This window comes from Siphonobacter aquaeclarae (assembly GCF_900103285.1).
Classification (GTDB): domain Bacteria; phylum Bacteroidota; class Bacteroidia; order Cytophagales; family Spirosomataceae; genus Siphonobacter; species Siphonobacter aquaeclarae.
The window spans coordinates 88061-113438 of record NZ_FNGS01000007.1; the positions used below are offsets into that span (position 1 = coordinate 88061).

The window sequence follows — 25378 nt, forward strand, 5'->3', positions numbered from 1 at the left end:
ACAAAAATAAGAGGACACAGGAGAATTCGTTAGAACGGGTCTAAAAGAATCCGCCTTTATACCCAGAACAGGATTTCGGCTACGCGGTCGGCCATGAGTTTTCCGGCTTCGGTCAGGTAGATAAACGACCCCTCGCGCCGTACCCAGCCGCTGCTTTCCAGCCCCGGCAATTCCCGGTCTACTTCCGCTCTTCCGCTTGCCGATAAGGCGCTGACCCGGTCGAGGTCGCTGCCCCATTGTGTCCGGAGGCTCGTCAGGAGGTATTCGTTGACAAGGTCCTGATCGGAAAGGTATTCGGTTTCGAGCGGCAGAGTGTTGGCTTGCAAGGCCTTGATATACTGCTGGTTATTGGAGACGGCATGCAGCCGGGTCCGGCTGCCGTCATAACTGTGCGCCGACGGCCCGATGCCCAGGTACGGGCGTTGTTTCCAGTAGCTGCTGTTGTGCCGGCTGTAGTGACCGGGCTGTGCGAAATTGGAAATCTCGTACTGCTCGTATCCTTTTTGACGGAGAAAATCCACCAGAATCTGAAACTGTCCGGCTGCAAATTCGTCGTCAATCGGCGCGATGCGTTTCGACGAAAGCCATTTGCCGAAAACCGTTTTCGGTTCAATCGTCAGGCAGTAGGCCGAAATATGCGGCACGCCGAGATCGGCGGCTTTCTCCAGATCGCTTCGCCAGATACGATGCGGATCGGCCTCGTCGCTCGGAATGGCGTAAATAAGATCAATTGTCAGATTGGAAAAGCCGGCATCCTGCGCCAGCCCTACGCAGCGGCTGGCTTCTGCAGCCGTATGCACGCGGTGGAGGTAGTTCAGGTGCGGTTCGTGAAACGACTGCAACCCGATGCTCAGCCGGTTGATGCCGTGGCGCCGCAACTGGGTCAGCTTCTCCGGGGTCAGGTCGTCCGGGTTGGCTTCCAGGGTTATCTCGGCGCCGGGAGCGACTACGAAATACCGGTGGACGGTCTCGAAGATTTTACCCAGGTCGGCGTCTTCGAGCAGCGAAGGCGTTCCTCCTCCGAAGTAGATGGTTTCCAGCCGGTTATCCGGCAGAAAATTGCTTCGCAGCTCGATTTCCCGGCAGATGGCGGCGGTCATGTCCGACCGGCCGCTCAAAGCCGTACTGAAATGGAAATCACAATAGTAGCAAGCCTGCCTGCAAAAGGGAATATGGAGGTAAAGGTGCATGCCGGCGGCTGTACGTTACTTCGTGGCGATATAGAAAAAGTCAAAGCAGTTTTCTGCATCGTCCGTCAGGAAGTAATCCTTGTAGGTAATATCAGAAACGAGGTTACCGGCCGACTGCTGGATAATGTTCCGGCTGAGGCGGTTGGCGATGTCATAGGGTACCTGCAGCAGGCGCCGGGGCAGGCGGTACTGGAGGTTGAAAACGTCAAAACGGGTAATCCGCTGAACGGACTTCCGGTTCTGCTCGTAGTAATCCCATACCTTCTGATTACCGTGAACGCCTTTCGTTTCGATAGCAGGAAAGTGCTTGAGAATCAGATTTTTGAGCTCGCCGGCGAGGTACTCCCGTACATGCCAGGGGTTTCGGGTGAGGGAGTATTTGCGGTTGACGGTCGTAAGAATAAGTTTGCCGCCCGGCTTCAGAACGCGATGTGCTTCCCGGATGAAGAAATCATCGTCCTCGATGTGTTCGATGACCTGAAAGGTGACAATATAGTCGAAGGTATTGTCCGGAATACCTTTCAACGGAGGTAAGAACATATCGACAAACGTAAACGCAGGGTATTCCTGACTCAGTTTGGTCATCAGCGGTTCGTTCTTATCGACACCGGTATAGCCGGAGACGGAGGGGGCCAGTACGGCTACTCCGCGGCCGGTACCGCATCCGATTTCGAGCAGGTTTCCGTGAACCATCCCGGCGGCTTCCACATAGGGAAAAAGCAGGCGCTGGTGAACAGGATTGTCGGATACCAGTTCGGAGGAGGCGATTTCGGTGGTTTTGTACATGGCGTTAGCTGGTGGATTGAGCGGTGCCGGATGCGTGGTACTGACCCGGCCGGATCGCAAAATCAGGTTATTTGAAGGGCAAAAATACCATCTTGAGAGCAAATGCCGAAAAATATCGGCTTCCCCGGGGTGAGAACGCCGGCTTTTTTCGTTATTCGTTACACCCCGCGCCGGGTAGGGTGGTTCCGAATAAAAAGCCCATCTTTGTATCACTCGTGCATGTATCCATGAAATACCCGATTTATTTCGTCAGTCTGCTCGCTGTTCTGGCCGGTTGTACGCCATCGAACGTCAAAACCAAGGCCCGGACGGGGAGTTCCGCCGGAGCGACTTCCTCGCGCAGTTCGGATCCTTTTCTGTTTGCTCTCCGCAGCCGTTTTCTGGATAACGGAGATCAGGTCCGGGTGTATGTTTCGGTAGAACCGGAACGGGAGCTGACGCCTGAGGCTTTTGCGCAGGAGTTTACGGTCCGTACCTCGCTCCTGCCGGACTATAACAGCCGTCAGGAATTACTGCCGGCCCGAGCCGTCAAACTGACAGAAGGAGAGAATTTCCTCAAAAAGGGCCAGTCCTTTATCCTCTGGTATGATTTGCCGAAACCAGCAGCCGATAAACAGATTTATACCGGCGTAGCGATGACGGAAATCACGGATACCAAGGGAGGTACGGCTGTGAATGATACGCCGATCCGGTTTCAATCCGGCAAAGTGAGTGACTACTTTGCGTTTTTTGATGCTGCCGGAAAAGTACCGGTACTGACCAATTTCGCCCGTCAGGGAGATACGCTGCAACTCAAAGGCCTCAGCCGCGCCGATACCGCTTTCAAGTCGTTTCATTACGGCTTCGACTTTGATCCGGCCTTGCCGCCGATGGCTACCATGCGGCCGCAACCGAAGCAGCTTTACGTGGATTCGATGGCCCGGGTCGCAACCGGCAAACCGTTTGTGGTCGGTAAGGAGGGGCTTCATTATTTTGTCCGCGACACGACCGAAACCTATGGCATTGGCCTGGTAGGCGTACCCGACCGGTATCCCCGGTACACCTTCCCGCAGCAGCTCAACCGGCCGCTCGTGTACATGAGTACGAACCAGGAAATCAACGACGTCCGGAACGGAAACGAACCCAAACGGGCACTCGACCGCTACTGGCTCGCCATGTCAAACGGCAATCAGCAGACGGCAAAACGGACCATCTCGGCATTCTACCGCCGCGTGGAGCAGGCCAATAAGCTGTTTACGGGCTACAAGGAAGGCTGGAAGACCGATCGCGGCATGGTATACATCATCATGGGACCGCCAAACCGCGTCAACCGGAGCAAGGACCGGGAGGTATGGGTGTACAACAAACGCAATTCTCAATTTTCAGAAATCAATTTTACCTTTAATAAACGGAGTAACCAGTTTGTCGAAGATCACTACGAGCTCTCGCGGTTTGTGGAGTTTCAACCCATCTGGTACCCGGCTGTAGAAGCATGGAGAAACGGGGAAATCGAGTAGGCCCGAACCAGGAAAATCGGAAACCCTATTACCCGAGGCCGAAAGCCCCGGCGGCAGAGCTGAAATCGGAGATCGTCTTCGGTATTCAGCCTGTGCTGGAGGCTATCCGGGCAGGAAAAGAAATAGATAAGCTGCTGGTACAGCGGGAGCTGGGAAATGTGGAAGTATTGGAATTTGCCCGTTTGCGGGGTATTCCGACGCAGAAGGTTCCCGGTCCGAAGCTCGACCAGATCACGCGGAAGAACCACCAGGGCGTCATCGCCTTCGTCTCCGCGATTAATTATGCGAAGCTGGAGAATGTCGTTGCCGGCATTTTTGACGAAGGAAAGACGCCCCTGCTGCTGATTCTGGACCGGGTGACCGACGTTCGGAATTTCGGCGCAATTGCCCGTACCGCTGAATGCGCCGGCGTGCAGGCTATCGTGATCCCGACAAAGGGAGCCGCGCAGATCAATTCCGACGCCATGAAGACGTCTTCCGGCGCGCTTAACTTTATTCCGGTTTGCCGGGAGAACGATCTCGTGCAGACGATCCGTTTCCTGCAGGAATCCGGGATTCAGGTGGTAGGTTGTACCGAGAAGGTATCGAAAACGCTTTACGAGGCAGATCTGACGGGTCCGACGGCCGTTATCATGGGCTCGGAAGAAGACGGAATCTCTGATACACTTTTGCGCATCGCCGACGAGCTCGTTTCCATCCCGATGACGGGCCGCGTTTCCTCGCTCAACGTATCGGTGGCCAACGGTGTGATGCTTTTTGAAGCGATCCGGCAGCGATCTCTGTCGGTTTAGCAAAATTTGCCGGCCAGAAGAAGACCTTTCCGCTAGGAATGGTCTTTTTTTTGTTTCAAACCGTCGGATTGCAAACCGGAAGAGGTGATTTTTCCGCAGGAGGCCGTTGCAAAACGCAAAAAAAAATCAAAATTTAATATATTGATTATCAGGCACTTGTAAAGGGTAGGAAAATTTTTTTGAAAAGTGGAGGTTACATTTTCCCATCTCGATTGATATATGGAAAATTTCAAGGAATTGATAGGGATTCAGAGCCAGGAAAAGTTGCTTGCTCGGCTCCGTTCGAAGGATCGTCGCGAATTGAATGAAGCCATTCGGGACGTTTACAGCCACCATATCAGTCCTGTCAGATACTTCGTCATGCAGAATGGAGGGAACGCCCAGGACGCGGATGACTTAGTGCAGATTACAGTCCTCAATTTCGTACAGGCCGTACGGAATGGTAGTTTCCAGTTACAGGAAGGGACAACGATTGAAGCGTTTCTTTTTGTACTGGCTAAAAACCGCTGGCGGAATACCCTGAAGCAGCGGGGACTAATGCGCGATTATGTGCAGGAAATGGAATCAACGGTGGCCGACGTGGATTTCTGGGAGGCTTCAGCCCAGAGAATCATGGAAGAACGGGAAGACCAGGAACGCTATTTGAAGTTGTTTAACCTACTGGGTGAGAGGTGTCGGTTTATCCTGACGGCCTATCGCCGGGACGGGCTTTCCATGAAGGAAATCGCCCGGCAGATGGGGTATGACAATGAACGAATCGCCATCAATGAAAAATATAAGTGTTTACAAAAACTCAAAGCCCTCTTTCGCTATGAGACCTAAGACAGCCTATGAGCAACTGGAATGGATAGACGCATATTTCCAGAATGCTCTCCCCCCTCAGGAACGTATTGAGTTCGAGGACGAGTTGCGTACTAATCCGGAATTTGCCAAGGAAGTTGCCTTTATGCAGCAGGTCGAAGACGTGGTAGATGATTTTCTGCTTGCCGAGATGGTCAGCGAAATCCACGCAGAGAAAGTGCAGGAATGGCATGCAGAGGAACCCCGGGTTCACGAAGCTCCCGTTGTTCCGCTCCATCAGCCCGCCGCCGGCCGGGTTCCCTGGTGGAAGTGGTCTGCAGGTATGGCCGCCGCGGCGACCATCGCCTTCACGAGCTACATTACGCTCAGTCCCATTGAGTTACACGATTCCCTGAGCCAGACTATCCGGGGCGGAGACAACAGCATCTCCGAACAGCCCAGCCGTGTCTGCTTCGAGAATTTTTATGCCGGTCGCTCCTTTGTGATGACGCAGCAGCCTGAACAGGCTATTCCGCGTCTCCAACAGGTGATCGATTGCGAAGTCCGTCCCTACTTCAAGGATGCCTCCAAATGGTACCTGACGGTGGCGTATCTCCAGGCAGATCAGGCCCAGCAGGCAGAGAATATGTATCAGGAAATAACCAAAAATCCTGATTTTCAGTACGATATCAATTGGCTTGACAAGCAGAAGATCCGTTGGCAGATCCGAATCGCAAAGTGGTTCGGAAAGTCAAACTGAGTTGAAAGGCTGTCTCGCTCACAGGCAATAACCATAGATTGGTTCACTATCCAACCCGAAAACCCTTCCTTGTCCCGGGAAGGGTTTATTTTTTTGGAGGGCGGTAGGCTTTAGGCAATAAGCTTTAAGCCAGGACTCGTGCCGAAAGCCTACCGCCTGCCTAAGGCTTACTGCCTAAAGCTTACCGCCTAAAGCCCATCAAAGCAATTACTCCCTAAACCAATACCGCGCCAGCGTTATCCCCAGAAAAAGGCTGCCGATCAGGCAGATACCGAGCGAGATACGGCCGATGCTTTTCCACTTGGATTGATACAGCACCGAAGCATCTCCGATCAGAATCATATTGGCCCAGTAGTAGGGGTGGTCATAGAGCACGCCCATCTTGGACGAGAAGAAGTCGAGCTTGGCCTGACGAAGGGCCTCGTCGATCGAATCCCCCTTGCGGAGGTGATAATACAGACGTTCAGAAAGATAGGCCGACGACTGATCGTGCGCGTTCCAGAGCGTTGTAACCACGCTTGGACAACCGCCGTATAGAAATCCCCGGGCGAGGCTCATCAGCCCTTCGCCGCGGTGCAGCCGTCCCCGGCCGGTTTCGCAAGCGCTGAGCACGACCATGCGCGTATGCGAGAACGAAAGATTATATAATTCGTCTGTATATAACTTATACTGTGAATTATCCGGATAAAAAGCGATAAACGAACGCTCGGCGTCTTTGTCGTCCGTACGGGCGTGTGTAGCGAGGTGTATGATTTCCGAGGAGGCGTAGCTCTTCAGAAACTGATCTTTCGTCGCCTTGTTATTGGCAAACTGAATACCGCCCACGGCCATAATCTCTTTTTGGGAAGCCGGGAGTGTTCCGAGCGTTTTATCCCGGAATGTATTCTTCTGAACAGAGAGATCGGAAAACGGAGCCATGGCGAGTACGCCGCTCGGCCCGCCACCCCAACTTGGAGGCGGTGAATGAATCTGGGCGAGCGACGCGCCGTATGCGTACCGGATGGCATAGTCCCGAAGCAGGAACCCGTGGCTGGACGCGTCGGATTCAAGTACTTCAAACGGCAGGTAATTCAGTTCCTTGTCCCGGATAATGATCAGGCGGTCTACACCCCTGAGATAAGGCAGAACCGGCGCAAACAGGTATTGATACGCGAACTGCGCCGCCTGATGGCCCTTGTAAGGCGAGATGCCGGGATTTTCATAAAGAGATACCTGCAATTTCTGGATGATGCCGCGGATGTGCTCGTTCATGGGCCGGCGTAACCATTTTACCGCGCCTTTTGTCACCACAAAAATGAATACATCCTGATCTGTCAGTACATAGGAAAGGACGGCCGACTTGTCGTCGAGTACCTTGGTCCGCAGGTCGTCCACGCCGAGCGTTTCGTTGGCTGCCCGGTAGCGGGCATACATTGGAATGCGCTGGCGGAGTTTCTGCCGGAATTTGTCGAGCGCCAGTTTTTGTTCGACCAGTTTGGCTTTCAGATTGGCCTGCTCCTCCTTGCTGAGCGGTTGCTGCAGTTGCAGTTTCAGGGAAGTAATTTCTCCCTTGATCTGGCTTTCCTGCATGGAAAGATCTCTCGGAACCCAGGCTGATTTGAGCGACTGTTCTTTCCGGGCGTCAAAAAGGGTAGATGCACGGGTACTTTCCGTGATTTCAAACGCTTTTTTGAGGTAACGGTATTGGTGGGTTTCGGCGTAGAGCTCATAGGCAATCCGAAGGGCTTGTTCGTTGACAGCCGATACCTGCTGACCGAAAAGCAGCTTGGCATCGGCTACGTCGTAGTTCGTCCGGATCCGTTCGGCCAGGTGAAGAGCAAGCTGGTACGTCGCAAAGGTTTCTTCCAGAAAAGGCTTCCTGCGCTGCAGGCCGATCTTTTCAAGTACGGAGGCCTGGCCCAGCAACGCCTCAAACAACTCACGGTCAGACAGAATGCCTTCGTTCAGGTCAGGCAACGAAGTTCCCTTACCAAGCGGCGCGCCAAGGTAGACGGCGCTCATGGCATGGCGGTAGTTTTCCAGCGCGGCCTCATAACGGCCGTTTTCTTCCAGGAGTCGGGCTTTGTCGCGGTAGGAAACGGCGAGGGTGGGATGGTGTTCTCCCCAATAAGCAATAGATAAACGTATAGAACGGTCAAAGGCTGCTATCCCCTGCTCCAGCTGATGCGTTCCGGTATAATACGTTCCCCAGTTCCGCCATAATGTTATGGCCAGTTCGGCAAAATCACCGGAACTGCGCTGTTTGTATTGAGCAATCAGTCGCTGAGCCTGTTCCAGGTATCGACGGGCAGCCCGGTTATTCCTGAGCTTGGAATAGGTTTGGGCTACATTGATCTGATAAACGATCTGTCGGTAGGGTTCAGGTTCGTTCGCCAGGGTTTCCAGACTCAGACGAAGAGACTTTTCGTAGTCACCTAAGTTGTTGTATTGTGTGCTGAGGTTACTGGTAAAGAAGGAGAGCAATGAGGAAAGGTGATATTCTTTAGCGACGCTGACGGATTTTTCGAAATAAATTGTCGCCTGAATGAAGTCATAGGTGTTATTGTAGTAAACACCCCGCTGGTTATAATAGGCTGCGACGTAGGCGGGTGTCTCTTGAACGAGCTTTGGCGCCGTTTCCAGCAAGTTTTCAGCCAGTCCGTAATAATAATCGGCCTGCTTTTCCTGAAAAGATTCTGTGTAAAAGTATCCGAGATTGGAGAAGGCTTTGAACCGAATCGAATCAACCGGCGTCTTGTGCAACAAATCAATAGCTGACTTGCATGCTGCAACGGCCTTCGCAGTAGCTCCGGAAACAAAGTAGATGGTACTAGACTCAACTTGGAGATCGGCAACGCGCGGAGTACTCTTTTGCTGACGGGCTAGGGAAACCGCTTCTTCCATCAGTTTAATGGCCCCGTTATAATCTCCGCCAAGGTAAGTTGATTCCGCTTTTTGCTGTAATGTCCGAATCGGATCAGCGGGCAATACCTGTTGTGCCTGTGCTGCCTGGAGGAACAGGAGCATCAGCGCGCACAAGATCGAAAGAAGCCTTCCGCTTTTAGTGGAACACAGCATAGCTCCCGCGGCAATAAGTCACTTGTACAAAATAACCATAATCTCCTAAAAACGCCAAAACCTCCGGGGGCATGGCGGTGCGCCCCGAAGGTGGTTGCTTTGGCGAATGCAGTACTGCCTGAGCGGATTTCTTAAGATACTTGAATTGCAGTACTATGTCTCAACGGCTAGGTGAATCCCGTTATCTCTTTATAATTTATCTTTTAATTACCGGTGTCGGAGGAATACTTCCTTCGGAATCAGCATCTTGCACGACTTGGCTCACGGTCTTCGTTTTCGTCTGTTGAGGGGTAATCTCATCGAGTTCGCGTTGGCAGGAAGCGAGTGAGAACAGGCTTGCCGCAAAGAGCAGATTCAAGAGTGAGAGTCGTGCAAAAGTTTTCATTTTTTTAAGTTTTATGTCCCGAATTCATCCTTATATCAATCGGGAAGGCAAAATGTAACCTGCTCGAACAGAAAAAATTTTAGAAAACCGATTTTGTATGTTTTAATTTATTGATTATCAATTGGTTATGTGAATAAAAAATTTTGCATTTTTTTTCTCTTTCCTTTTTCAGAAGGCTGGAAAAAGGCCCGGAATGAAAAATGAAAATTTGTACTTTTCTAAGAAACTCTCCTGAAATGAAAACGCTGATTTCTGCCATCCTCCTCCTCTGGGCAATGGAAAATGCCTGGGCACAGGACTGCCTGGTCTCCAGTTATTTTAAAAAGAATTCAAAATTGGAATTCCGTACAACGGACGAGGGTGGGAAACTCCAAACAAGGGTGGAGTATGAAGTGATTGAGACCAAAAGTACAGGAAACCACGTAGAAGCTGTTGTGAAGTCGACAGTTTTCGACAAAAAAGAAAAACAACTATCGACAGCTGATGTGGTTTACCAATGTACCGGTTCCGAGTTTCGCATGAATATGCGTAGCTACGTTCCCGCACAACAAACCCAGGGGATGAAAGACATGCAGGTTAAGGCCGACGACTCCTACCTGATCTTCCCGCGGAACATGACCACCGGCAGCCGCCTCCCTGACGGCAACTTTCACCTGGAAACCAGCATGAACGGCATGAAAATCATGTCGCTCAACCTGTCGGTAACCGACCGACAGGTCGTTGGTAAAGAATCCGTTACGACGCCTGCGGGGACCTACGACTGCCTCAAAATTACGACCCGGCAGCAAATGAAATCGGTTATGTCGTTCGACTACGAAACCACGGAGTGGTACGCGCCGTCAAACGGTATCGTTGTTAAAACAGAACTCTACCGAAAAGGAAAGCTTCAGAGTATCAGTCAGTTGACAAAGCTGATCAACTAACCGGGTACTCGATCCGGAACAGGTGAAGGGGCAAAATCGCCGGGTCCAGCTCAACGTAGTTCCAGTCACCCTGCCACTGCCACCGGTTGCCGGTAAGCAGGTCGTGCACGAGGTACGGTTCATCTTCCCGTCGACCGATCAGCGCCGGCGGCAGGTAGATCCCCGCACTTTGCCGGTGATGCGGGTCGAGGTTGACCACGCAAAGTACCTGATTCCCGTTTTCGTGTACCTTGAGATATCCGATCAGGGCGTCGTTGGGCAGGTGTACAAACGTCAGGTTGTCGGTTCGCTGCAAAGCGGAATTCTCTTTCCGAATGCGGTTGACGAGGCGGATCAACAATGTCAGCTTGTTTTCCCGATCCCACTCCCAATGCGCGATTTCGTATTTCTCGGAATTGAGGTATTCCTCCTGGCCGGGGAAGGCCTCGTGGTACATCTGTTCAAAAACAGGGCCATAAATGCCGTAATTGGAGGAGAGCGTCGCAGCCAGAAAAAAACGGGTCAGGAAGACCGGCTCCAGTCCGCTTTGCAGTGGAAACGGATTGATATCATGTGTATTCGGCCAGAAATTGGGCCGCAGAAAGGCGGATTTACCGGCCAGTTCGTGTACATATTCCGTTAGTTCTTCTTTCGTATTCCGCCAGATAAAATACGTGTAGTTTTGGGCGAAACCGATCTTTCCCAGCAGGTCTATCGTTTTCGGCTTTGTAAACGACTCCGCTACGAAAAGCAGGTCGGGGTACTTTGCCCGCGTTTCCCGTATCAGCCATTCCCAGAAGAGAAAAGGCTTGCCGTGCGGTTGGTCGGCCCGGATCAGCCGGACGCCCCATTCCGCCCAGCAGAAGACAACGTCCCGCAGGGCCTTCCAGAGATTTTCCCAGTCATCGCATTCAAAATCAAAGGGATAGCTGTCCTGGTACTTATGGGGAGGGTTTTCGGCGTACTGGATACTGCCATCGGGCCGGTGCCGGAACCAGCCCGGATGCTGGCTAACCCACGGGTGATCAGGCGCGCACTGCACCGCCAGGTCCATGGCGATTTCGATGCCATGTGCGGCTGCCTGCCGGATCAGGTGACGGAAATCGTCCAGTGTACCCAGTTCCGGGTGAATCGCATCATGACCGCCGAGCTCATTACCCACGGCATACGGCACGCCAGGCTCACCCGGTTGCGCAACAGCAGCGTTGTTTCGTCCTTTCCGGAACTGACGCCCGATCGGGTGAACCGGCGGAATCTGCAAAACATCAAAACCCAGCTCCGCCATCCTGGGGAGCAGCTTCGCCGTTGTGGCAAACGTGCCATGCAGGCCCTTCGCAGGGGCCGTTGAGCGGGGAAAGAGGTTGTACCAGGCAGAAAAAGCGGCACGCTCCCGTTCGGCAAAAACCGTCAGCTCCCGGCGGTACCGCGTGCGGTGACGGGGAACGGGATACCGGTGAATCCAGTCGGTTACTTCCTGACTCAAGGCGAGGTGAAAGGTATCCGTGCCAGCTAATTCGCTGTTTATTTGTTCGAGGCGGGGCTTGTCTTCCGGCGCGGCGTCTTCCGCCATCCGGCTGAACAGGCGAATACCTTCCGCGATTTCATGCTCGACCGACTGCCGGTCCTGCAGTTTGATCCGCAGGTTCTCCTGCCAGGTAAGGGCGTGATCGATCCAGGCTTCGACCGTGAAAACGTAAAATCCGGTTTCTGTGAGCCTGAAATGACCACGGAACCGGTCGTTGCCCAGGTCCTCCATCCGGACACGCTCCCATTCCTGACGGGTTTCGTGCCGGATAAGCAGATGGCCGGAAACCCGTTCGAAACTATCGGACAGAAAATCGGCTTCGACCGTAAACACGTCTCCCGCAAGGCCTTTGGCCGAAAAACGTCCTTCCTCCAGTTCGGGAAAAACACCAGTAATGTAGACACGGCAGGTTCCGGATTCCATAGCAATCAATCAGACTGATTTTGGCCGGAAGCTATCAAATATTCGGGAAAAGGAAACAGATCGTTTGTCAATCTCAGCAGGAAGATTCTGGAGATAGCTTATAAACGGAGACCCACTGAAACCTGGATGGCCCGTCCGTCGGAAGACCATACTCCGGGGCCGGGGTACATCGTCGGGCGTTTTGTGAAATAGCTTTTGTTCCCGGCGTTACTGATACCGGCGCGGAGCGTAAACCGGCCGCCGAAACGGTATCCCATATTCAGGTCCCACAGGCCGTACGCCGGAACAATACCTTTGGCGCCGTTGGCCGTCGGTTTGATGGTATTGAGCGGATCGGCAAACGTCTCCGAAACATAGCTGTATTGCAGCGTAGCCGAGAACCCATACCAGCTTACCTGCAGGCCGTTACGGCTCATCCAGCGGGGGACGGATTCGATGGTATTGCCCGTGATGTCCCGGTTTTTTTCTGTTCCGTCAGTGACGCGCCCGGAGAGGTACTTCCCATCCATCAGCGACGTCGCCGAAAAGAGCGAAACGCGGCTATGCTTCTGCTGAACAAAGGCATACTCGGCATAGGCTTCCACGCCGCGGGTACGGCTGTCTCCGATATTGGTTTTATAGATGTACGACTGGCCGTTTTCAGTGATGACCTGGCTACCCAGGCGGTTTCGGCAGACCAGTTCAAACAGGTTGATGTCAAAAGTCAGGCGGTTGTCGGCGGCAGTACCGCTGATGCCCAGTTCGGCATTGTGTCCGCGCGCGTCTTTTGTATCCGGATTGGCTTTTTCCAGTATGTTGTTCGGGATGATGTCTTTGTAGACGACAGGCCGGTAGGCCTGCGACCAGCCGCCGTATAACCGGATATGTTCCCGCAGGCGGTATTGCCCGTTGAGGCTGAAAAGGGGAAAATGGTGGTCGAATTGATTGGGAATACCTTTCGGATCATAGTAAGCCAGGTATCCCGTGGATTTTGTCGTGCCGGACTCCACCCGTACACCCGCCGTTACGTGCAGGCGGGAAGTGAGCTGGAAGAGGTTTTCGGCGAAGAAAGCGACGTTTTTCGTCCGCAGATGCAGGTCCCTGGCAAAGGGTCCGGTAAGCGTCAGGTCATAATCTGTGCCTGTTGTTCCCTTGCCTGCCTGCCGGCGGTGCAAGTCATTGTTCATCAGCTGAATACCCGCTGCCAGGATAGCCGGTACCCGGCCGATTCCGTATCGGTGCAGGCCGCGTATTTCGAGGGTATAGCTGTGAAACTGGTCCCGGTCGACCTGCCGGTTTTTATACTGCCCCGTCGCCCGGTTAATTGTATCCGGCTGATTGGCAAACCCTTCAAATGTAACGCTGTTCCGGGAGCCAAGTACGGCCGACAGGGTAGCCTGAATCGTTGTCCGGGGTGAAACGGCCCATTCTGCGCGCAGCGAAGGAATGTAGATATCCGGGCTGAAGTAATTGCGGGAGCGGGTAGCCTGGCGCGGGTCGGCGGCAAACAGCGAGTCGGTCAGCGGACCGGGAATCTGGTAGCGGTACGTCGACCGACCCAGCTCCGCCGTCAGCATCAGGCGCTGACTTACCTGAAAACGAAGGCTGGCAAACTGGGCTTCCGAAACAGAGCGGCTGTTGCGGCGGTATCCGTCGGACGTCCGACGCTGGTAATATACGTTATACAAAAGCCGGCCCGTTTTGCCGCTTACCCGGTGAAAGGTACTCTGGAGGCCGAAGGAGCCGGCGGTGTTCATGGTTTCATAGGAAAACGCCCGGGAAGTATCCGCTTGTTTCAGGACATAGTTGAGCATGCCACCGAATTGCGCTCCGTACTGCAGCGACGCATTGCCGCGAACCAGCTCCACGCGCTCCACGGCCTCCATCGGAACCGAGTAATGGCTCGCCGGATAGCCATACATATCTGAGTTGGTCAGCACGCCGTTTGCCCTTATGTTGTATTCCCAGCTCCGGTGCGGGTCGAGGCCGCGCGTAGCGAGGTTGACCTGATTGCCGGACCCGTCCATGTCATAGGCGAAGGCTCCCGGTACTTTGGCAAAAACCTGGCGGATGTTTTTTTCGGCCAGATTGGCGTCGGTCTGTGCGACGGGGATTGCTTCCGACTTTCGCCCGCTCAGGAGGTAAGTGCCCTGGACATCCGCCAGGGGCCGAACGGAACGATCGAGGCGCTCGCGTACGGCTACTTCATTCAGCAGCGAAACGTCTTCCTGTAATAGAAAAACACGGGTCGAAGTGCCTGATACCGAGATAGCTTGCCGCAACGTCGAAAAGCCGACGTGGGAAATACGGATGTCGTAGGTTCCGGTTGAGAGCGTTGCCTGAAAGGCGCCTGAAGCATCGGTCGTCAGCAGGCCCGGCCGGCCCGTGATCCGGACGGCAGCACCTGCAACGCCTTTTCCTTCCGACTGAATGACTTTCCCCGAAAAAAGTACCTGCCCGAAAGAAAGATGCCCGAACAACAGCAACAGTAAAAAGGAAAGGTGCTTCATCGGCTAGTATCGGGCGGTGGAGGGTTGAAAGGTCTTCCAGCTATGCCAGAATTCCTGGGAAGCGGGCAATGCGCGCAGGCGGCCGGAGGGAGAGCGTCCCATCAGGTCGAATGCGTATCCGGGGGCTTTGAGCGAATCTCCGGAAAGTGAGAAAATGACCTGATCGTCGGGGCGCTGGAAGGCGGCAAAACTGGCTGTATCGCGGGCAAGTACCAGCACAACAGGTGTTTTTCCGACCCAGTCGTTGACAATGCGCTCTTTTTTCAGCCGGTTCCAGTCATATGCTTTGGAAGCGGTACCTGCTTGCACACCCACTACCCATGACTTGTCTTTCCAGGAATCAGGATCGGTGCCGGTCAGCTCATCGCGTGAGGCGCCTTTTTCGTACTTCAGGTCTTTGCTGTATTTCCCTTCTGCCGCGGGGTCTGCCTGGAGAATTCGGGCATTCGGGTAGAGTTTGAGCCACTGACTAAGGGTCGTCTGGAAGCTTTGAATTTCCGGAAGAAAAGTACCTTTCAGCGGTCCTGCTACGGCTTCGCCGTTTACCTGGCGCCACCAGGTGCCCGTTTTGGAATCTTCAAACATGGCGTTGAAGTGGTCCATGCCAACGAGGCGGAAGGTCTCCGGCTCCCCGTCGATCAGCGAGGCAAATACCCGGCCTGTCCGGCAAACCGAACAATAGGTTACGAGTACCGGCGTACCGGCGACCGTATCCCGTACCTGGTGATGATAGGCCAGGTATTGAATCGGATAGGCGCGGGCTTCCCGGCCCATGACGAGCCCCATGACGAGGCGTTCTCCCGGTACCTTGCTCGATGCTGCGGGTAGCATCCGCACTGATTCCGGTTCGAGAAACATGTGATCGGCCGAGAACTTCCCGTTGAAAAGCCAGACAACAGCCGCTCCAATCGCCAGCAGGGCAATGGTCGATTTGCGGGACGAAGGCCTGAGCGCCGCGGCAAGGCCCAGGGCGCAGCAAACCCCGAAAAGCGCGCGGATTTCCCAGCGCCACTGATGCAGAAAATAGGCGGTATCCAGACTCTGGGACCGCTGGCTTCCCGGCATGGGCATAATGAAATACACCCGGAGTACCTCGAAAGCCAGCAGTCCTGCCAGTCCGGCATAAAAGAACTTCTTCATACGCAATTACAGGCCGGCACCGTCTGCCTGAGCACGTTTGATGGCATACTGACCAACGGCCTTGCCGTGTTCCAGGCCCACTTCGGAGTCGGAACGGTAGTGAATACATCCGTAGATGCGGGACGTAGAAGCTTCCAGCGCAAGAGCATTCATCGCGTCGGCTTCCGTCGGAAAAAGGTAGGCGAGTACCGTTGCAGCGGCTCCGGAAAACGTGGAGTGGCCGGAGGTAAAGCTCGGGAAATTGGGCGTACCGATAGTCGAACGGACTTCGTGGTCTACCTGAAACGGACGCGGTGTGTAGTAATAGTACTTGGTGTCCCAGCAGGCTATACCGGCATCCATCAGCGTCGTGCCGACGAGCGCCATGGTACGGGCAGCGCGGAGCTCATTCTCCTTGTATTTGCGCGTCAGGTTGGCGGCTTCGCGGTTCCAGTGACCCGGAGGGGTATAGCTGCCGACGCCGTCTGACCAGTAGGACGCAATCCGGTGTTCGTTCCGCGTAATGCGCGACGCCATCCCGCGTAATTCATTCAGGTCTTTTTCAAAAGCAGCAGTACCCAGCGCCGGCGGGGGGCTCGGCCGCATGGCCACTTTCTGCGCATCGGTAAAATTCCAGGTTTTTACGTTTCCGAACGTCGGGAGCATCGGCGGGCGGGCCGGAATGTCGAGGCTTACCCATTCGGTTTTCAGCCCGCGGGCTTTTGCGTCGGCGATCATTGCCGGTACGGCGGCCTGGTTATTGGCTGCGCCCATGCCGTCAGCCTTTGCCCGGGCGATGACCTTGGCCGCAATGGCTTTGCCGAGCGCATCGCCGGCATCCAGATCGCTGCGGGTATTGGCGCCGGACCAGATACGGGCATTCCGGTGCTCTTCGTAAAACGCCGTCAGTTTATCTACTTCTCCGGGAAACATGAGCTTCAGGATTTCGAGCGACGCGGCCGCAACAACGGCGTCTTCCGACGGGTAGGAGGGCAGATCTGTCACCGCCAGCAGCGGTTTCAGCGTCGCGTCGTTTTTGCCCGGCGCGGCCCGGTTGTAGAGGTATTTGTATTTCCAGGCGGCAACCAGCGCGTCATACTGGGCGACGCCCAGGTAGGAAAACATCCGGGAGGCGTACGGCGGGTTACAAAAGGGGAACTTCGGTTCCGCTTTCGGATTCGCAGCGTCGGGTACCGGGTACTTCTTCTGTACTTCGTCGTATACCGGCGGCAGGTTGTAGTTGGCTGCCAGGGTACGGGCCAGTTCGTTCCAGCGGTAAACGCCGCCGGCCGACCAGAACTGCACGCGGTCTTTCTGCGCGTCGGTAAGCTTTGAAACAGTAGTCTTGAGCTCAGCGATTTCTGCCAGGTATTCGGTGGAATTCGCGGCTTTGGGAGCCGCTACGGCTACTTCGTCAGGGCTGCCCAGTACATATGTTTTCCATTGCCCGCCGTTGGCGTCGAGCCCCGCCGGAACATAGGGAGATAAGCTGGCCTGTTCAATGGATTTATCGCAGCTGCCCAGAAAGAGCGCCAGCAGGGCAAGTCCGGTAATCGGAAAAAGTTTCATGAAAGTCAGGAAAAGGGGCTATTTGCCGGTAACATTAAAGGTATGCTGGACGCCGAGGGTATACATCGTGGATTCGCCGACGTTGCGTCCGGCGATGACGCGGCCATATTGGCCGACGAGCGAAAAGAAGCTCCCGTTTTTCAGGTAGATATGCACTTTTGCCATGCCGCCTACCGAAGTCATATCCATTTTATTGGTCGGAAACGGCATGTCCTGGCGACGGATATCATCTCCCTTCCGCGTGGTCATGTTTTCCACATACCCTTCCACCTGTACATGTTTGTTGATATACCCGAGGCGGGCGGAGGCATCAATCGCATTGGGTACTTCCACTTCGTGCGTATCGTAAATCTGCCCGTTGGCCTGGTAGGCGTCGCGGTCGATGTGGATATTCGAGCGGAAGAGGTACCCCGCATGTGCCGTCAGGTAAAAGCCATGCAGCTTGTAGTGAAGAACGCCCTTAACAGAAGCTGTTTTCGAACGGATACCAATCGAAAACGGCAGCATGTCCGGGATATAGTTCGTCGTCGGAAACGAAACACCACCTGTTACAAAGGCCGCAAACGTACCGGCTTTGCCTTCAGCTTTCACGGCCCGGTATTTCAGCCAGAGGGAGAGGTCCTGCAGGCCTTTCTGACCGGAGAAGTGACCGCCTGTCGAATGGGTCCATACGTACGGCAGGGCCGCCATGACGTTGAGGTTTTTCGTCAGGCCATAGGCGCTCATGGCTGTCACGTTTTGATTGACGAACGTACCGATGTTGCCGTTTTGGCGTTTGAGCGTACCCTCCCAGTAAGTGTCCCACTGGCTGTTAGAATAAGATAAAACATTACAGATCAGGTGCTTACCCATCATAATGCCATCGGTAGGTGTCTGGGCAAGTACGCTGCTGGTTCCGGATAGAGCGGCAACGGCTCCGCAGGCGAACAGCCGCACAATCCGGTTGGAAATCGGGAAAGTAGAGAATAAGGTCATAGGCAAGTTCTGGGGGAAACAAACACTAATTAAAAGTCGGTATTTTTTGAGAGCTAGTCAATCGGAAGGTTGAATTTTATTCGGAGGAAAGGAGAATCAGGCATTTTTTATTCGGTTAAGGGCGGTAAAAAGCATCCGGTTTCGCGGCCGAATGTCACAAAAAAACGGACTGACTTCTTCCAGAATCCCTTGAAAATCAAGAAACAGGAGAAAGTCAGTCCGTCAATAGAGATTGAGAGAGGTTACGTTTTTCGCTTCAAAGTTATATTATTTCTTCAATAGTGAAAAATTAACCTTCCGAAAAATCAGGCGGCAAGCGGTTTGGGCTGCCGGAGCAGTGCCAGGCCGACGAGCGTAATGAATCCGTTCAGCAGGAGTTTCTCAAACCCGAAGGTATAGCCGAAAAGCCCTTCGGAGTTGGTTACGATCAGGTAGGTCAGCAACGGAGAAACGAGGCAGACAACCGGCACATAGGAATCCCGCACATGCCATTTCGTATAGAGACCTACGGCGTAGAGACCGAGCAGGGGGCCATAGGTATACCCGGCGAGGTCGAAAATCGTCCGGATCATGGCCTGGCTGTTCAGTTGCCGGAAAAGCATAATCACCAGCAGGAAAAGCACGGAAAACATGATGTGGACGCGGGTTTTGATGCGTTCACGGTCTTTTTCCGCGTACTTTTCAATGTTGAGGAAGTCGATGCAGAACGACGTCGTCAGGGCCGTCAGCGCCGAATCGGAGCTGGCATAGGTTGCAGCCGTAATCCCCAGCAGGAAAGTAATGGCCGCGACAATCCCGAAGTGATTGCCGAGGGCGAGCATCGGGTAAATATCATCTGATTTGGCCGGCAGCTGGATACCCATCTGCTGCGAGTAAATCAGCAGCAGCGCGCCTAGGTTAAGGAAGGCGAAATTGACGATCACCAGTACCACGCAGAACCAGAGCATGTTCTTTTTCGCTTCGCCGATGTTCTTGCAGGTCAGGTTTTTCTGCATCAGGTCCTGATCCAGGCCGGTCATGACGATGGCGATAAACGCGCCGGAGATGAAATCCTTGAAGAAGTTGTTTTTCGGCGCCCAGTCCCACACAAATATTTTGGAGTAGCTGGTCGACTGCACCGTCGTCCACAGCTCCGAGAAGTTGAGGTTAAGCTGTTTGGCAATCAGGAATACCGTCAGAAATACCGCCGTGACCAGGAAGAAGGTTTGCAGGGTATCCGTGATGATGATGGTTTTGACGCCGCCTTTGAAGGTATAGATCCAGATGAGGAGGATGGCGAAAACGACCGTCGCCTCGAACGGAATCCCAAACCTGTCAAAAATGGCCAGCTGAAGCACCTGCACCGCGATAAACATACGGCCGGCAGAGCCGACTGTCCGCGAAACCAGGAAGAACCCGGCCCCTGTTTTGTACGACCAGAACCCGAAGCGCCTTTCCAGGTAGGTATAGATCGAAATCAGGTTCATTTTGTAGTACATCGGCATCAGCACGTTGGCGATGACGAAGTATCCGACCAGATACCCCAGGATAACCTGAAAGTACGTAAACTGAGAGGTATTGACGTTTCCGGGTACTGAAATGAACGTCACGCCGGACAAAGACGTGCCGATCATCCCGAAAGCCACCAGGTACCAGGGCGATTGCTTGTTTGCGGTGAAAAACGCATTCGTATCCGCGCCTCTGGAGGTGTAAAAAGAAACCGCCACCAGCACAGCAAAATAGCCGATCAGGATAAAAAGAGCGAGGTAAGCATTCATGAATGAATCGTTAGCAACAGGAGTAGAAATCAGAAAATACCGTCAGGATATGGGTCGAAAAACGCACATTCCTGCAAACCTAATCAATCCGGACCACATATTACTTGTTTCGGGGGAAAAGCTGGCAAAGTTCGCCGGAAGACGGTTGGGTATGCGGTTTATTCCCGTTAAATTTGTTCTGAATTTTGAAAACTGTCCTTTCGAAAAGCCATGTTAGTGAACACCTTACCAAAACCGTGGGAAGAGGAAGACGTTGATGTACTGGAGCTCATCGACGAAAAGGAAGAGCATGATCTGGTGGTATTCAACGACGATGTGAACACGTTCGACTGGGTCATCGATACATTGATCGACGTCTGCGGGCATTCGCCGGAGCAGGCCGAGCAATGTACCATTCTCATCCACTTCAAAGGCAAATGCGCGGTGAAAAAAGGTCCTTTCGAGGAGCTCGCGCCGATGCGCAATGCCATCTGCAACCGGGGCATCAGCGCCGAAGTGGTCTAGGCAAACTTTATCCGGGAATACACCTTGAATTATCCTTCCAAGCTTATCGAAGACGCCGTTGAGGAGATCAGCAAGCTGCCGGGAATCGGGAAGAAAACGGCGCTTCGTCTGGCACTTCATTTACTCAAACGGGAGGAGCAACAGACGACTCAGCTGGCGGAAGCCCTGGTCAGTCTGCGGCAGAAGACCCGCTATTGCCGGCAATGCCATACCATTTCGGACGAAGAGCTGTGCCATATCTGTGCCAGTCCCCGTCGCGACAGCAGCCTGATCTGCGTCGTCGAAGATACCCGCGACGTCCTCGCGATTGAAAATACCGGGCAGTACCGGGGCCTGTACCATGTACTGGGCGGCCTCATCAACCCGCTCGAAGGCATCGGCCCCGCGGAGTTGCAGGTAGAATCCCTGATCGAACGCGTTGCCCAATCCGGAGAAGAAATCCGCGAAGTGGTACTCGCACTCAGTCCGACCATGCAGGGCGATACCACGTCGTTTTACCTGACCAAGCGCCTGCGTTCTTTCCCCCTCAAAATCACTACTATCGCCCGGGGTATCCCCATTGGCGGCGACCTCGAATATGCCGACGAGATTACCCTCGGCCGGAGTATTGTGGGGCGGATATCGTATGAGTAGCTGTAGGCTTTAAGCTATAGGCAATAAGCAGGTCCCTGCCTATAGCTTAAAGCCTACAGCTTATTGCTTAAATCTCCGCTACTCCGGAAAAGCCGACTTATCCAGTCCCGGTATCAGCCGGAGCGCATTTTTGTAGTATACCTTTTTGAGAATGGCATCCGGAAGACCCATCCCGTACATGCGCCGGAAGGCGTGGTACTTCTTGTGGTAGGGGAAGTACTCGTCCTCCGTTTCGAGTACCCGGAAGTACGTCGCATATTCGGAGGGTACCCAGCTGTTGAGTAGCTGTAGGCTTTAAGCTGTAGGCAATAAGCAGGTCCCTGCCTATAGCTTAAAGCCTACAGCTTATTGCTTAAATCTCCGCTACTCCGGAAAAGCCGACTTATCCAGTCCCGGTATCAGCCGGAGCGCATTTTTGTAGTATACCTTTTTGAGAACGGCGTCCGGAAGACCCATCCCGTACATGCGCCAGAACGCGTGGTACTTCTTGTGGTAGGGGAAGTACTCGTCCTCCGTTTCGAGTACCCGGAAGTACGTTGCATACTCGGAGGGTACCCAGCTGTCTTTCCCGAAGAGAATACGGTTCTGGTATTTCTCGAAAAACTTACGGGCCGTGCGCGGCTGCCGCCCCAGTTCGGCAATGACGGCGCCGATTTCCACATTTACATTCGGCAATACCGTCAGGATACTGTCCAATTTGCGGAGATCGTTCGGGTACCAGCCCATGTGCGCAGCAATGAACTGGGTTTTCGGATGCTTGCGGAAAACCTTGTGCTGCTGGTCGATCAGCTGCTCCCAGGTATAACCGCCTTTGCCGCCCTGCCGGCGACCGGGATTGAGCTTGAGTTCCAGCCAGCGTTCGTTGTAGCGGTCCAGCGGGTCCCAGAAGGGGCGCGGATCGGCGGTATGGATCAGAACCGGTACGCCGAGCTCGCCGCATTTGGCCCAGATCGGGTCCAGGCGCGGATCATCCACCGGAATAATCTTACCGGTATTGTCCTTGATGTTGAAGCCGAGGTTCTTATAAATTTTCAGACCGCGCGCTCCTTTTTTCACGTCTTCTTCCAGCACTTTTACCGCCTCTTCCGTCCATCCCGGCTTTCCGAGACCGTCAAAGACGATATTGGTGAATAACGCGATGCGTTTCGGGGCCGACTGGCCAATGTTTGCCAGTGCCTGGTCGAAAAACTGCGTACTCTCAGGGAGGTTGTTGGTCCAGCCCCGCCCGCTCAGGTTGACCATGATCCGCATATTCAGCGCGTCCATTTGTGCCAGCAGTTCCTTCAGGTTTTGCGTGGGCATCTGAAACTGGTGGTTGTGGACGTCGATAAACGGAAATTTCGCCCGGGTCAACTTATGCTCTTCGACCCGTAACGTCGAAACGGGATCATACTCTTCGAAACCCAGAGGCTGGTCTGTCGTCTGCGCGCTGAGAAACCCCGGCAGCAGAAGGGCAAGAAGTGTAGCAGTTTTTCGCATAGGAGGAAAAGGAGATATCAGGATTTTGATTGAATGAGGGCAACGGCATGGGCCGCGATCCCTTCCTTTTTGCCGACGAAGCCGAGGTGTTCGGACGTCGTCGCCTTGATGGAAAGGTCTTCTTCGTCGATCCCCATGACTTCGGAGAGGACGATTTTCATCAGCGGAATATGCGGATTGAGCTTGGGTTCCTGCAATACGACCGTCACGTCGATGTTGCCGACTTCATACCCTTTTTCCCGGATCATTTCCAGCACCCGCCGAAGAAGTACCTTGGAGTCAACACCTTTCCATTGCGGATCCTTGTCTGAAAAATGGTACCCGATGTTGCGGAGATTGGCCGCGCCGAGGAGCGCGTCGCAGATGACGTGACAGATCACATCGGCATCCGAATGCCCTTTGGCGCCGTGTGTATGGGGAATTTGTATGCCGCCGAGCCAGAACGGCCGGTCTTTTTCGAGTTGATGTACGTCGTATCCGTGTCCGATGCGAAAAGACATGCGCAAATAAGCTGATTGAATCAGCAAAATAAGCGGGAATGCGCTGGGATTCGCTGTCTGTGCCCGATTAATTCCGATCCGGAAGCCGATACCGGACGTAGAGCATGAGGTAAGGAAGGTAGCTGTAATTCCGCATGTTGTGCTCGATTTTCGGAATCTGGTCGGGAAGGGTAGTGGATTCGACCAGGCCGTCGGTCCAGAAGTTGATTTTCGGGCTTCCGAGGTAGTGGCATCCCATTTCAAAGCTGACGCCGATCCGCTTCTTTGGCACTGCACGGCCAAAACCGAGGCCAAGGTGCGGGATAACCGGCCACCATTTCAGCGAAAGCCGGGCCTGTCCGAATTCTTCCGGGGAAATATTGATCGCATCCACGTGAAGACCTGTCAGCGTATTGCCGGAAACGGAGTAGCTCGGATCGATTTGAAGGGCCAGTCCGCCCGTCAGGTAAAACGAACTTTTCCGGAAAGGTACCCAGTTCGCGCCGGCATGCAGCAGGTTCATGCGGACGAGCGGCTGCAGGTGAAAGGTGGACTCCTTGTTGGCATCCACGTCAAAAGGCTTTTTATAGGCCACCCGGGTAAAACCCAGCCGGAACTGCCAGCGATGATTCAGACGCCAGGCACCTTCCACACCATATCCCAGCGTTCCGCCGGCAAGACCAGCCGAAAAACGGGCAGAATCTCCGGGAAAATGAACGGCAAAGGAGGATAGCGCTCCCGACCAGCAGAGAACAAACAGAAGGATTGAACGTAGCTGCATAAACGTGGCGGCGTTGATTAGCTGCGTGAAAGGTACGGGTTTTGGCCGAGGCCGGAGGGAAAGCGGTTGATTTTTAAACAATTGGTAAGGCGTCAGATAATCCGCCGGAGTACCATGCTCGTGATGAAGAGCTGCCCTTTCCGGCGGACGGCCATGACGATTTCTCGTCCTTCTCCCCGTTGCATGATTTTGTAAAGGTCTGAGATCGAGATATCATTGCAGAACTCGCCGTTGACGCTCACCAGCTGATCGCCCGACTGCAAACCCGCAAGCTCTGCCGGGGAGTTCTTTTCCACTTTTTCAACAATGTATTCGTGGTAGTCGGTACCCCGGGCGATGATGTCCATGCCGCTCATGTTGTGCTCGAATGCTTCCCGCAGACGCCGGCGGATCGGTTTCAGGACGATGTAGCGGTCCCGGTAATTGAACGTGACTTTAAACCGCCGCAACAACTCGCAACCTATATTGCCCTGACGCTCAATATTATGGGCGATTTTCATGCCATATGCCATACTATCCGGGAAGGAGGCAATCAGGTTATTGACCTCCAGAGTTCCGATACGGATTTTTTCGACCCGTCCGAGGCTGCCGTTGATGACGCCGGAAAGCCCGCGGCCAAGCTGCGCGCGAACGACCTTGTTCGGCAGCTGAATGTTGCTTCGGGAGTGAATATCCAGCGACAGCGCGTGTCCGGCGCCGGTATCGATGACTACTTTAAGCGGGACGGTACGATCTTTTTCCACCAGCGCTACGGCATTGAGGTAGGGTTTGGCTTCCTCAATGGTAATCGGGAATTGTTCGCCTTTGCGCCGTTTGTAGGTATAATGCTCGGGTTCTTCGAGGAGCAGCTCCCTGCGGGCAAAATCGATCGTTACAACAAAATGATTGAAAAGCTCATACCCGAAAATTCCGTGGACAGGCACGCCGACATACTCCGAAATCTGGAGAATATCCTGATCCAGTACCACCACGTTCTGGTTGAAGCCAACCATATGCCCCATCTGAATCGAATTGCCGATCATGACCGTAGCGGAAAGACTGCCGCCTTCTCCGGCGCCGGCGATCTGCACCTTCCGGACGGGCTTCATTTTTTTGGCAACAGGTACTTTGGGATCGGTAATCAGAATGGTCGATACGCCGGAGTCCAGGATGAACCGAAGCGTGTCAGAGTCGTTCACCTTGACCGGTACAATGATCAGGTTAGACTGAAGCTCGAAAGGAATACGGGTCGTTTTATGGCGTCCCTTCAGGTAAAGTCCAAATTGACCTTGCCCACAGCTGCCGGGTGCAAAACCCAAAACCAACCCGAACAGCAGAACGAGTGGTATAACGTGTTTCATGGCGGTCCGGAATTAAGGACTAACACGCCCTTAATGTACATTCTTTTTTCCTGATAATCAAGATGCTCGTCGATCAATAACAGGGGAACAAAGGCACTTTCAGGGATTTTCGTTACTTTCGCCGCGCGGATAGCCCGGCTGAAAATGCTTTCCTGATG

At 53.8% G+C, this 25378-nt stretch carries 20 protein-coding genes and 1 pseudogene; 7 read left to right on the forward strand and 14 right to left on the reverse strand.

From position 1 onward, the window contains the following. Positions 1–56: 56 nt before the first annotated feature. Both hemW and BLR09_RS18260 read right to left on the reverse strand, forming a co-directional pair. Positions 57–1190: a radical SAM family heme chaperone HemW gene (gene hemW, locus BLR09_RS18255; RefSeq protein ID WP_093205581.1), complete on the reverse strand. Its 1134-nt coding sequence runs from the start codon at positions 1188–1190 to the stop codon at positions 57–59. 15 nt (positions 1191–1205) lie between these two features. Continuing rightward, positions 1206–1976 carry a class I SAM-dependent methyltransferase gene (locus BLR09_RS18260; protein ID WP_093205584.1) on the reverse strand — a complete coding sequence of 257 codons (771 nt, stop codon included), beginning with the start codon at positions 1974–1976 and terminating at the stop codon, positions 1206–1208. 227 nt (positions 1977–2203) lie between these two features. On the opposite strand from BLR09_RS18260, the gene BLR09_RS18265 reads away from it, so the two are divergent. The 4 genes from BLR09_RS18265 (at position 2204) to BLR09_RS18280 (ending at position 5803) form a co-directional block, all read left to right on the forward strand. After that, the gene (locus BLR09_RS18265) at positions 2204–3472 is read left to right on the forward strand and encodes a GWxTD domain-containing protein (RefSeq protein WP_143011152.1); all 1269 of its coding nucleotides are present in this window, start codon (positions 2204–2206) and stop codon (positions 3470–3472) included. Further along, complete coding sequence (gene rlmB / locus BLR09_RS18270) at positions 3448–4263, forward strand: 23S rRNA (guanosine(2251)-2'-O)-methyltransferase RlmB (protein WP_093205590.1); 816 nt, start codon at positions 3448–3450, stop codon at positions 4261–4263. The genes BLR09_RS18265 and rlmB overlap by 25 nt, the downstream gene beginning before the upstream one ends. Positions 4264–4482: 219 nt before the next feature. Then, the gene (locus BLR09_RS18275) at positions 4483–5085 is read left to right on the forward strand and encodes an RNA polymerase sigma factor (protein WP_093205592.1); all 603 of its coding nucleotides are present in this window, start codon (positions 4483–4485) and stop codon (positions 5083–5085) included. Then, complete coding sequence (locus BLR09_RS18280) at positions 5075–5803, forward strand: hypothetical protein (RefSeq protein ID WP_093205593.1); 729 nt, start codon at positions 5075–5077, stop codon at positions 5801–5803. The genes BLR09_RS18275 and BLR09_RS18280 overlap by 11 nt, the downstream gene beginning before the upstream one ends. Positions 5804–6010: 207 nt before the next feature. Here BLR09_RS18280 and BLR09_RS18285 read toward each other — a convergent pair whose 3' ends face one another. Beyond that, positions 6011–8809 carry a CHAT domain-containing protein gene (locus BLR09_RS18285; RefSeq protein WP_176785604.1) on the reverse strand — a complete coding sequence of 933 codons (2799 nt, stop codon included), beginning with the start codon at positions 8807–8809 and terminating at the stop codon, positions 6011–6013. Between the two features lie 672 nt (positions 8810–9481). Between BLR09_RS18285 and BLR09_RS18295 the strand changes: the two genes are divergently transcribed. Further along, complete coding sequence (locus tag BLR09_RS18295) at positions 9482–10168, forward strand: TapB family protein (protein WP_093205598.1); 687 nt, start codon at positions 9482–9484, stop codon at positions 10166–10168. Here the strand turns inward: BLR09_RS18295 and BLR09_RS18300 are convergent. The 6 genes from BLR09_RS18300 to BLR09_RS18330 form a co-directional block, all read right to left on the reverse strand. Further along, entirely contained in the window at positions 10161–12095 is a 1935-nt protein-coding gene (locus tag BLR09_RS18300; protein WP_093205601.1) for a maltotransferase domain-containing protein, read from the reverse strand. The genes BLR09_RS18295 and BLR09_RS18300 overlap by 8 nt on opposite strands. A 98-nt stretch (positions 12096–12193) precedes the next feature. Then, complete coding sequence (locus BLR09_RS18305; protein WP_093205604.1) at positions 12194–14584, reverse strand: TonB-dependent receptor; 2391 nt, start codon at positions 14582–14584, stop codon at positions 12194–12196. 3 nt (positions 14585–14587) lie between these two features. Further along, positions 14588–15724, reverse strand: coding sequence for a DUF3179 domain-containing (seleno)protein (locus BLR09_RS18310; protein ID WP_093205607.1), 1137 nt, complete (start codon positions 15722–15724; stop codon positions 14588–14590). A 6-nt stretch (positions 15725–15730) separates the two neighbouring features. Further along, entirely contained in the window at positions 15731–17272 is a 1542-nt protein-coding gene (locus BLR09_RS18315; protein WP_093205610.1) for a vanadium-dependent haloperoxidase, read from the reverse strand. Positions 17273–17290: 18 nt separating this feature from the next. Continuing rightward, positions 17291–18247, reverse strand: a complete 957-nt coding sequence (locus tag BLR09_RS18320) for a hypothetical protein (RefSeq protein WP_093205612.1) — start codon at positions 18245–18247, stop codon at positions 17291–17293. Positions 18248–18552: 305 nt separating this feature from the next. Next, complete coding sequence (locus BLR09_RS18330) at positions 18553–20004, reverse strand: sodium:solute symporter (protein WP_093205617.1); 1452 nt, start codon at positions 20002–20004, stop codon at positions 18553–18555. Between the two features lie 210 nt (positions 20005–20214). Here BLR09_RS18330 and BLR09_RS18335 point away from each other — a divergent pair, with 210 nt between their 5' ends. Both BLR09_RS18335 and recR read left to right on the forward strand, forming a co-directional pair. After that, entirely contained in the window at positions 20215–20508 is a 294-nt protein-coding gene (locus BLR09_RS18335) for an ATP-dependent Clp protease adaptor ClpS (RefSeq protein ID WP_093205620.1), read from the forward strand. Between the two features lie 24 nt (positions 20509–20532). Then, positions 20533–21141: a recombination mediator RecR gene (recR, locus tag BLR09_RS18340; RefSeq protein ID WP_093205622.1), complete on the forward strand. Its 609-nt coding sequence runs from the start codon at positions 20533–20535 to the stop codon at positions 21139–21141. A gap of 78 nt (positions 21142–21219) precedes the next feature. Here the strand turns inward: recR and BLR09_RS25780 are convergent. The 5 genes and pseudogenes from BLR09_RS25780 to BLR09_RS18360 all read right to left on the reverse strand — a co-directional run. After that, positions 21220–21420 (reverse strand): annotated as a pseudogene (locus BLR09_RS25780) (amidohydrolase family protein); the annotation flags it as partial. A gap of 84 nt (positions 21421–21504) precedes the next feature. Next, positions 21505–22620 carry an amidohydrolase family protein gene (locus BLR09_RS18345; protein WP_093205625.1) on the reverse strand — a complete coding sequence of 372 codons (1116 nt, stop codon included), beginning with the start codon at positions 22618–22620 and terminating at the stop codon, positions 21505–21507. 17 nt (positions 22621–22637) lie between these two features. Then, the gene (ispF, locus tag BLR09_RS18350; protein ID WP_093205627.1) at positions 22638–23120 is read right to left on the reverse strand and encodes a 2-C-methyl-D-erythritol 2,4-cyclodiphosphate synthase; all 483 of its coding nucleotides are present in this window, start codon (positions 23118–23120) and stop codon (positions 22638–22640) included. A 67-nt stretch (positions 23121–23187) separates the two neighbouring features. After that, positions 23188–23880: a hypothetical protein gene (locus BLR09_RS18355; protein WP_093205630.1), complete on the reverse strand. Its 693-nt coding sequence runs from the start codon at positions 23878–23880 to the stop codon at positions 23188–23190. Positions 23881–23972: 92 nt separating this feature from the next. Beyond that, a complete protein-coding gene (locus BLR09_RS18360) occupies positions 23973–25220 on the reverse strand; it encodes an aspartyl protease family protein (protein WP_093205632.1) in 1248 nt (415 codons plus the stop codon). Positions 25221–25378: the final 158 nt, after the last annotated feature.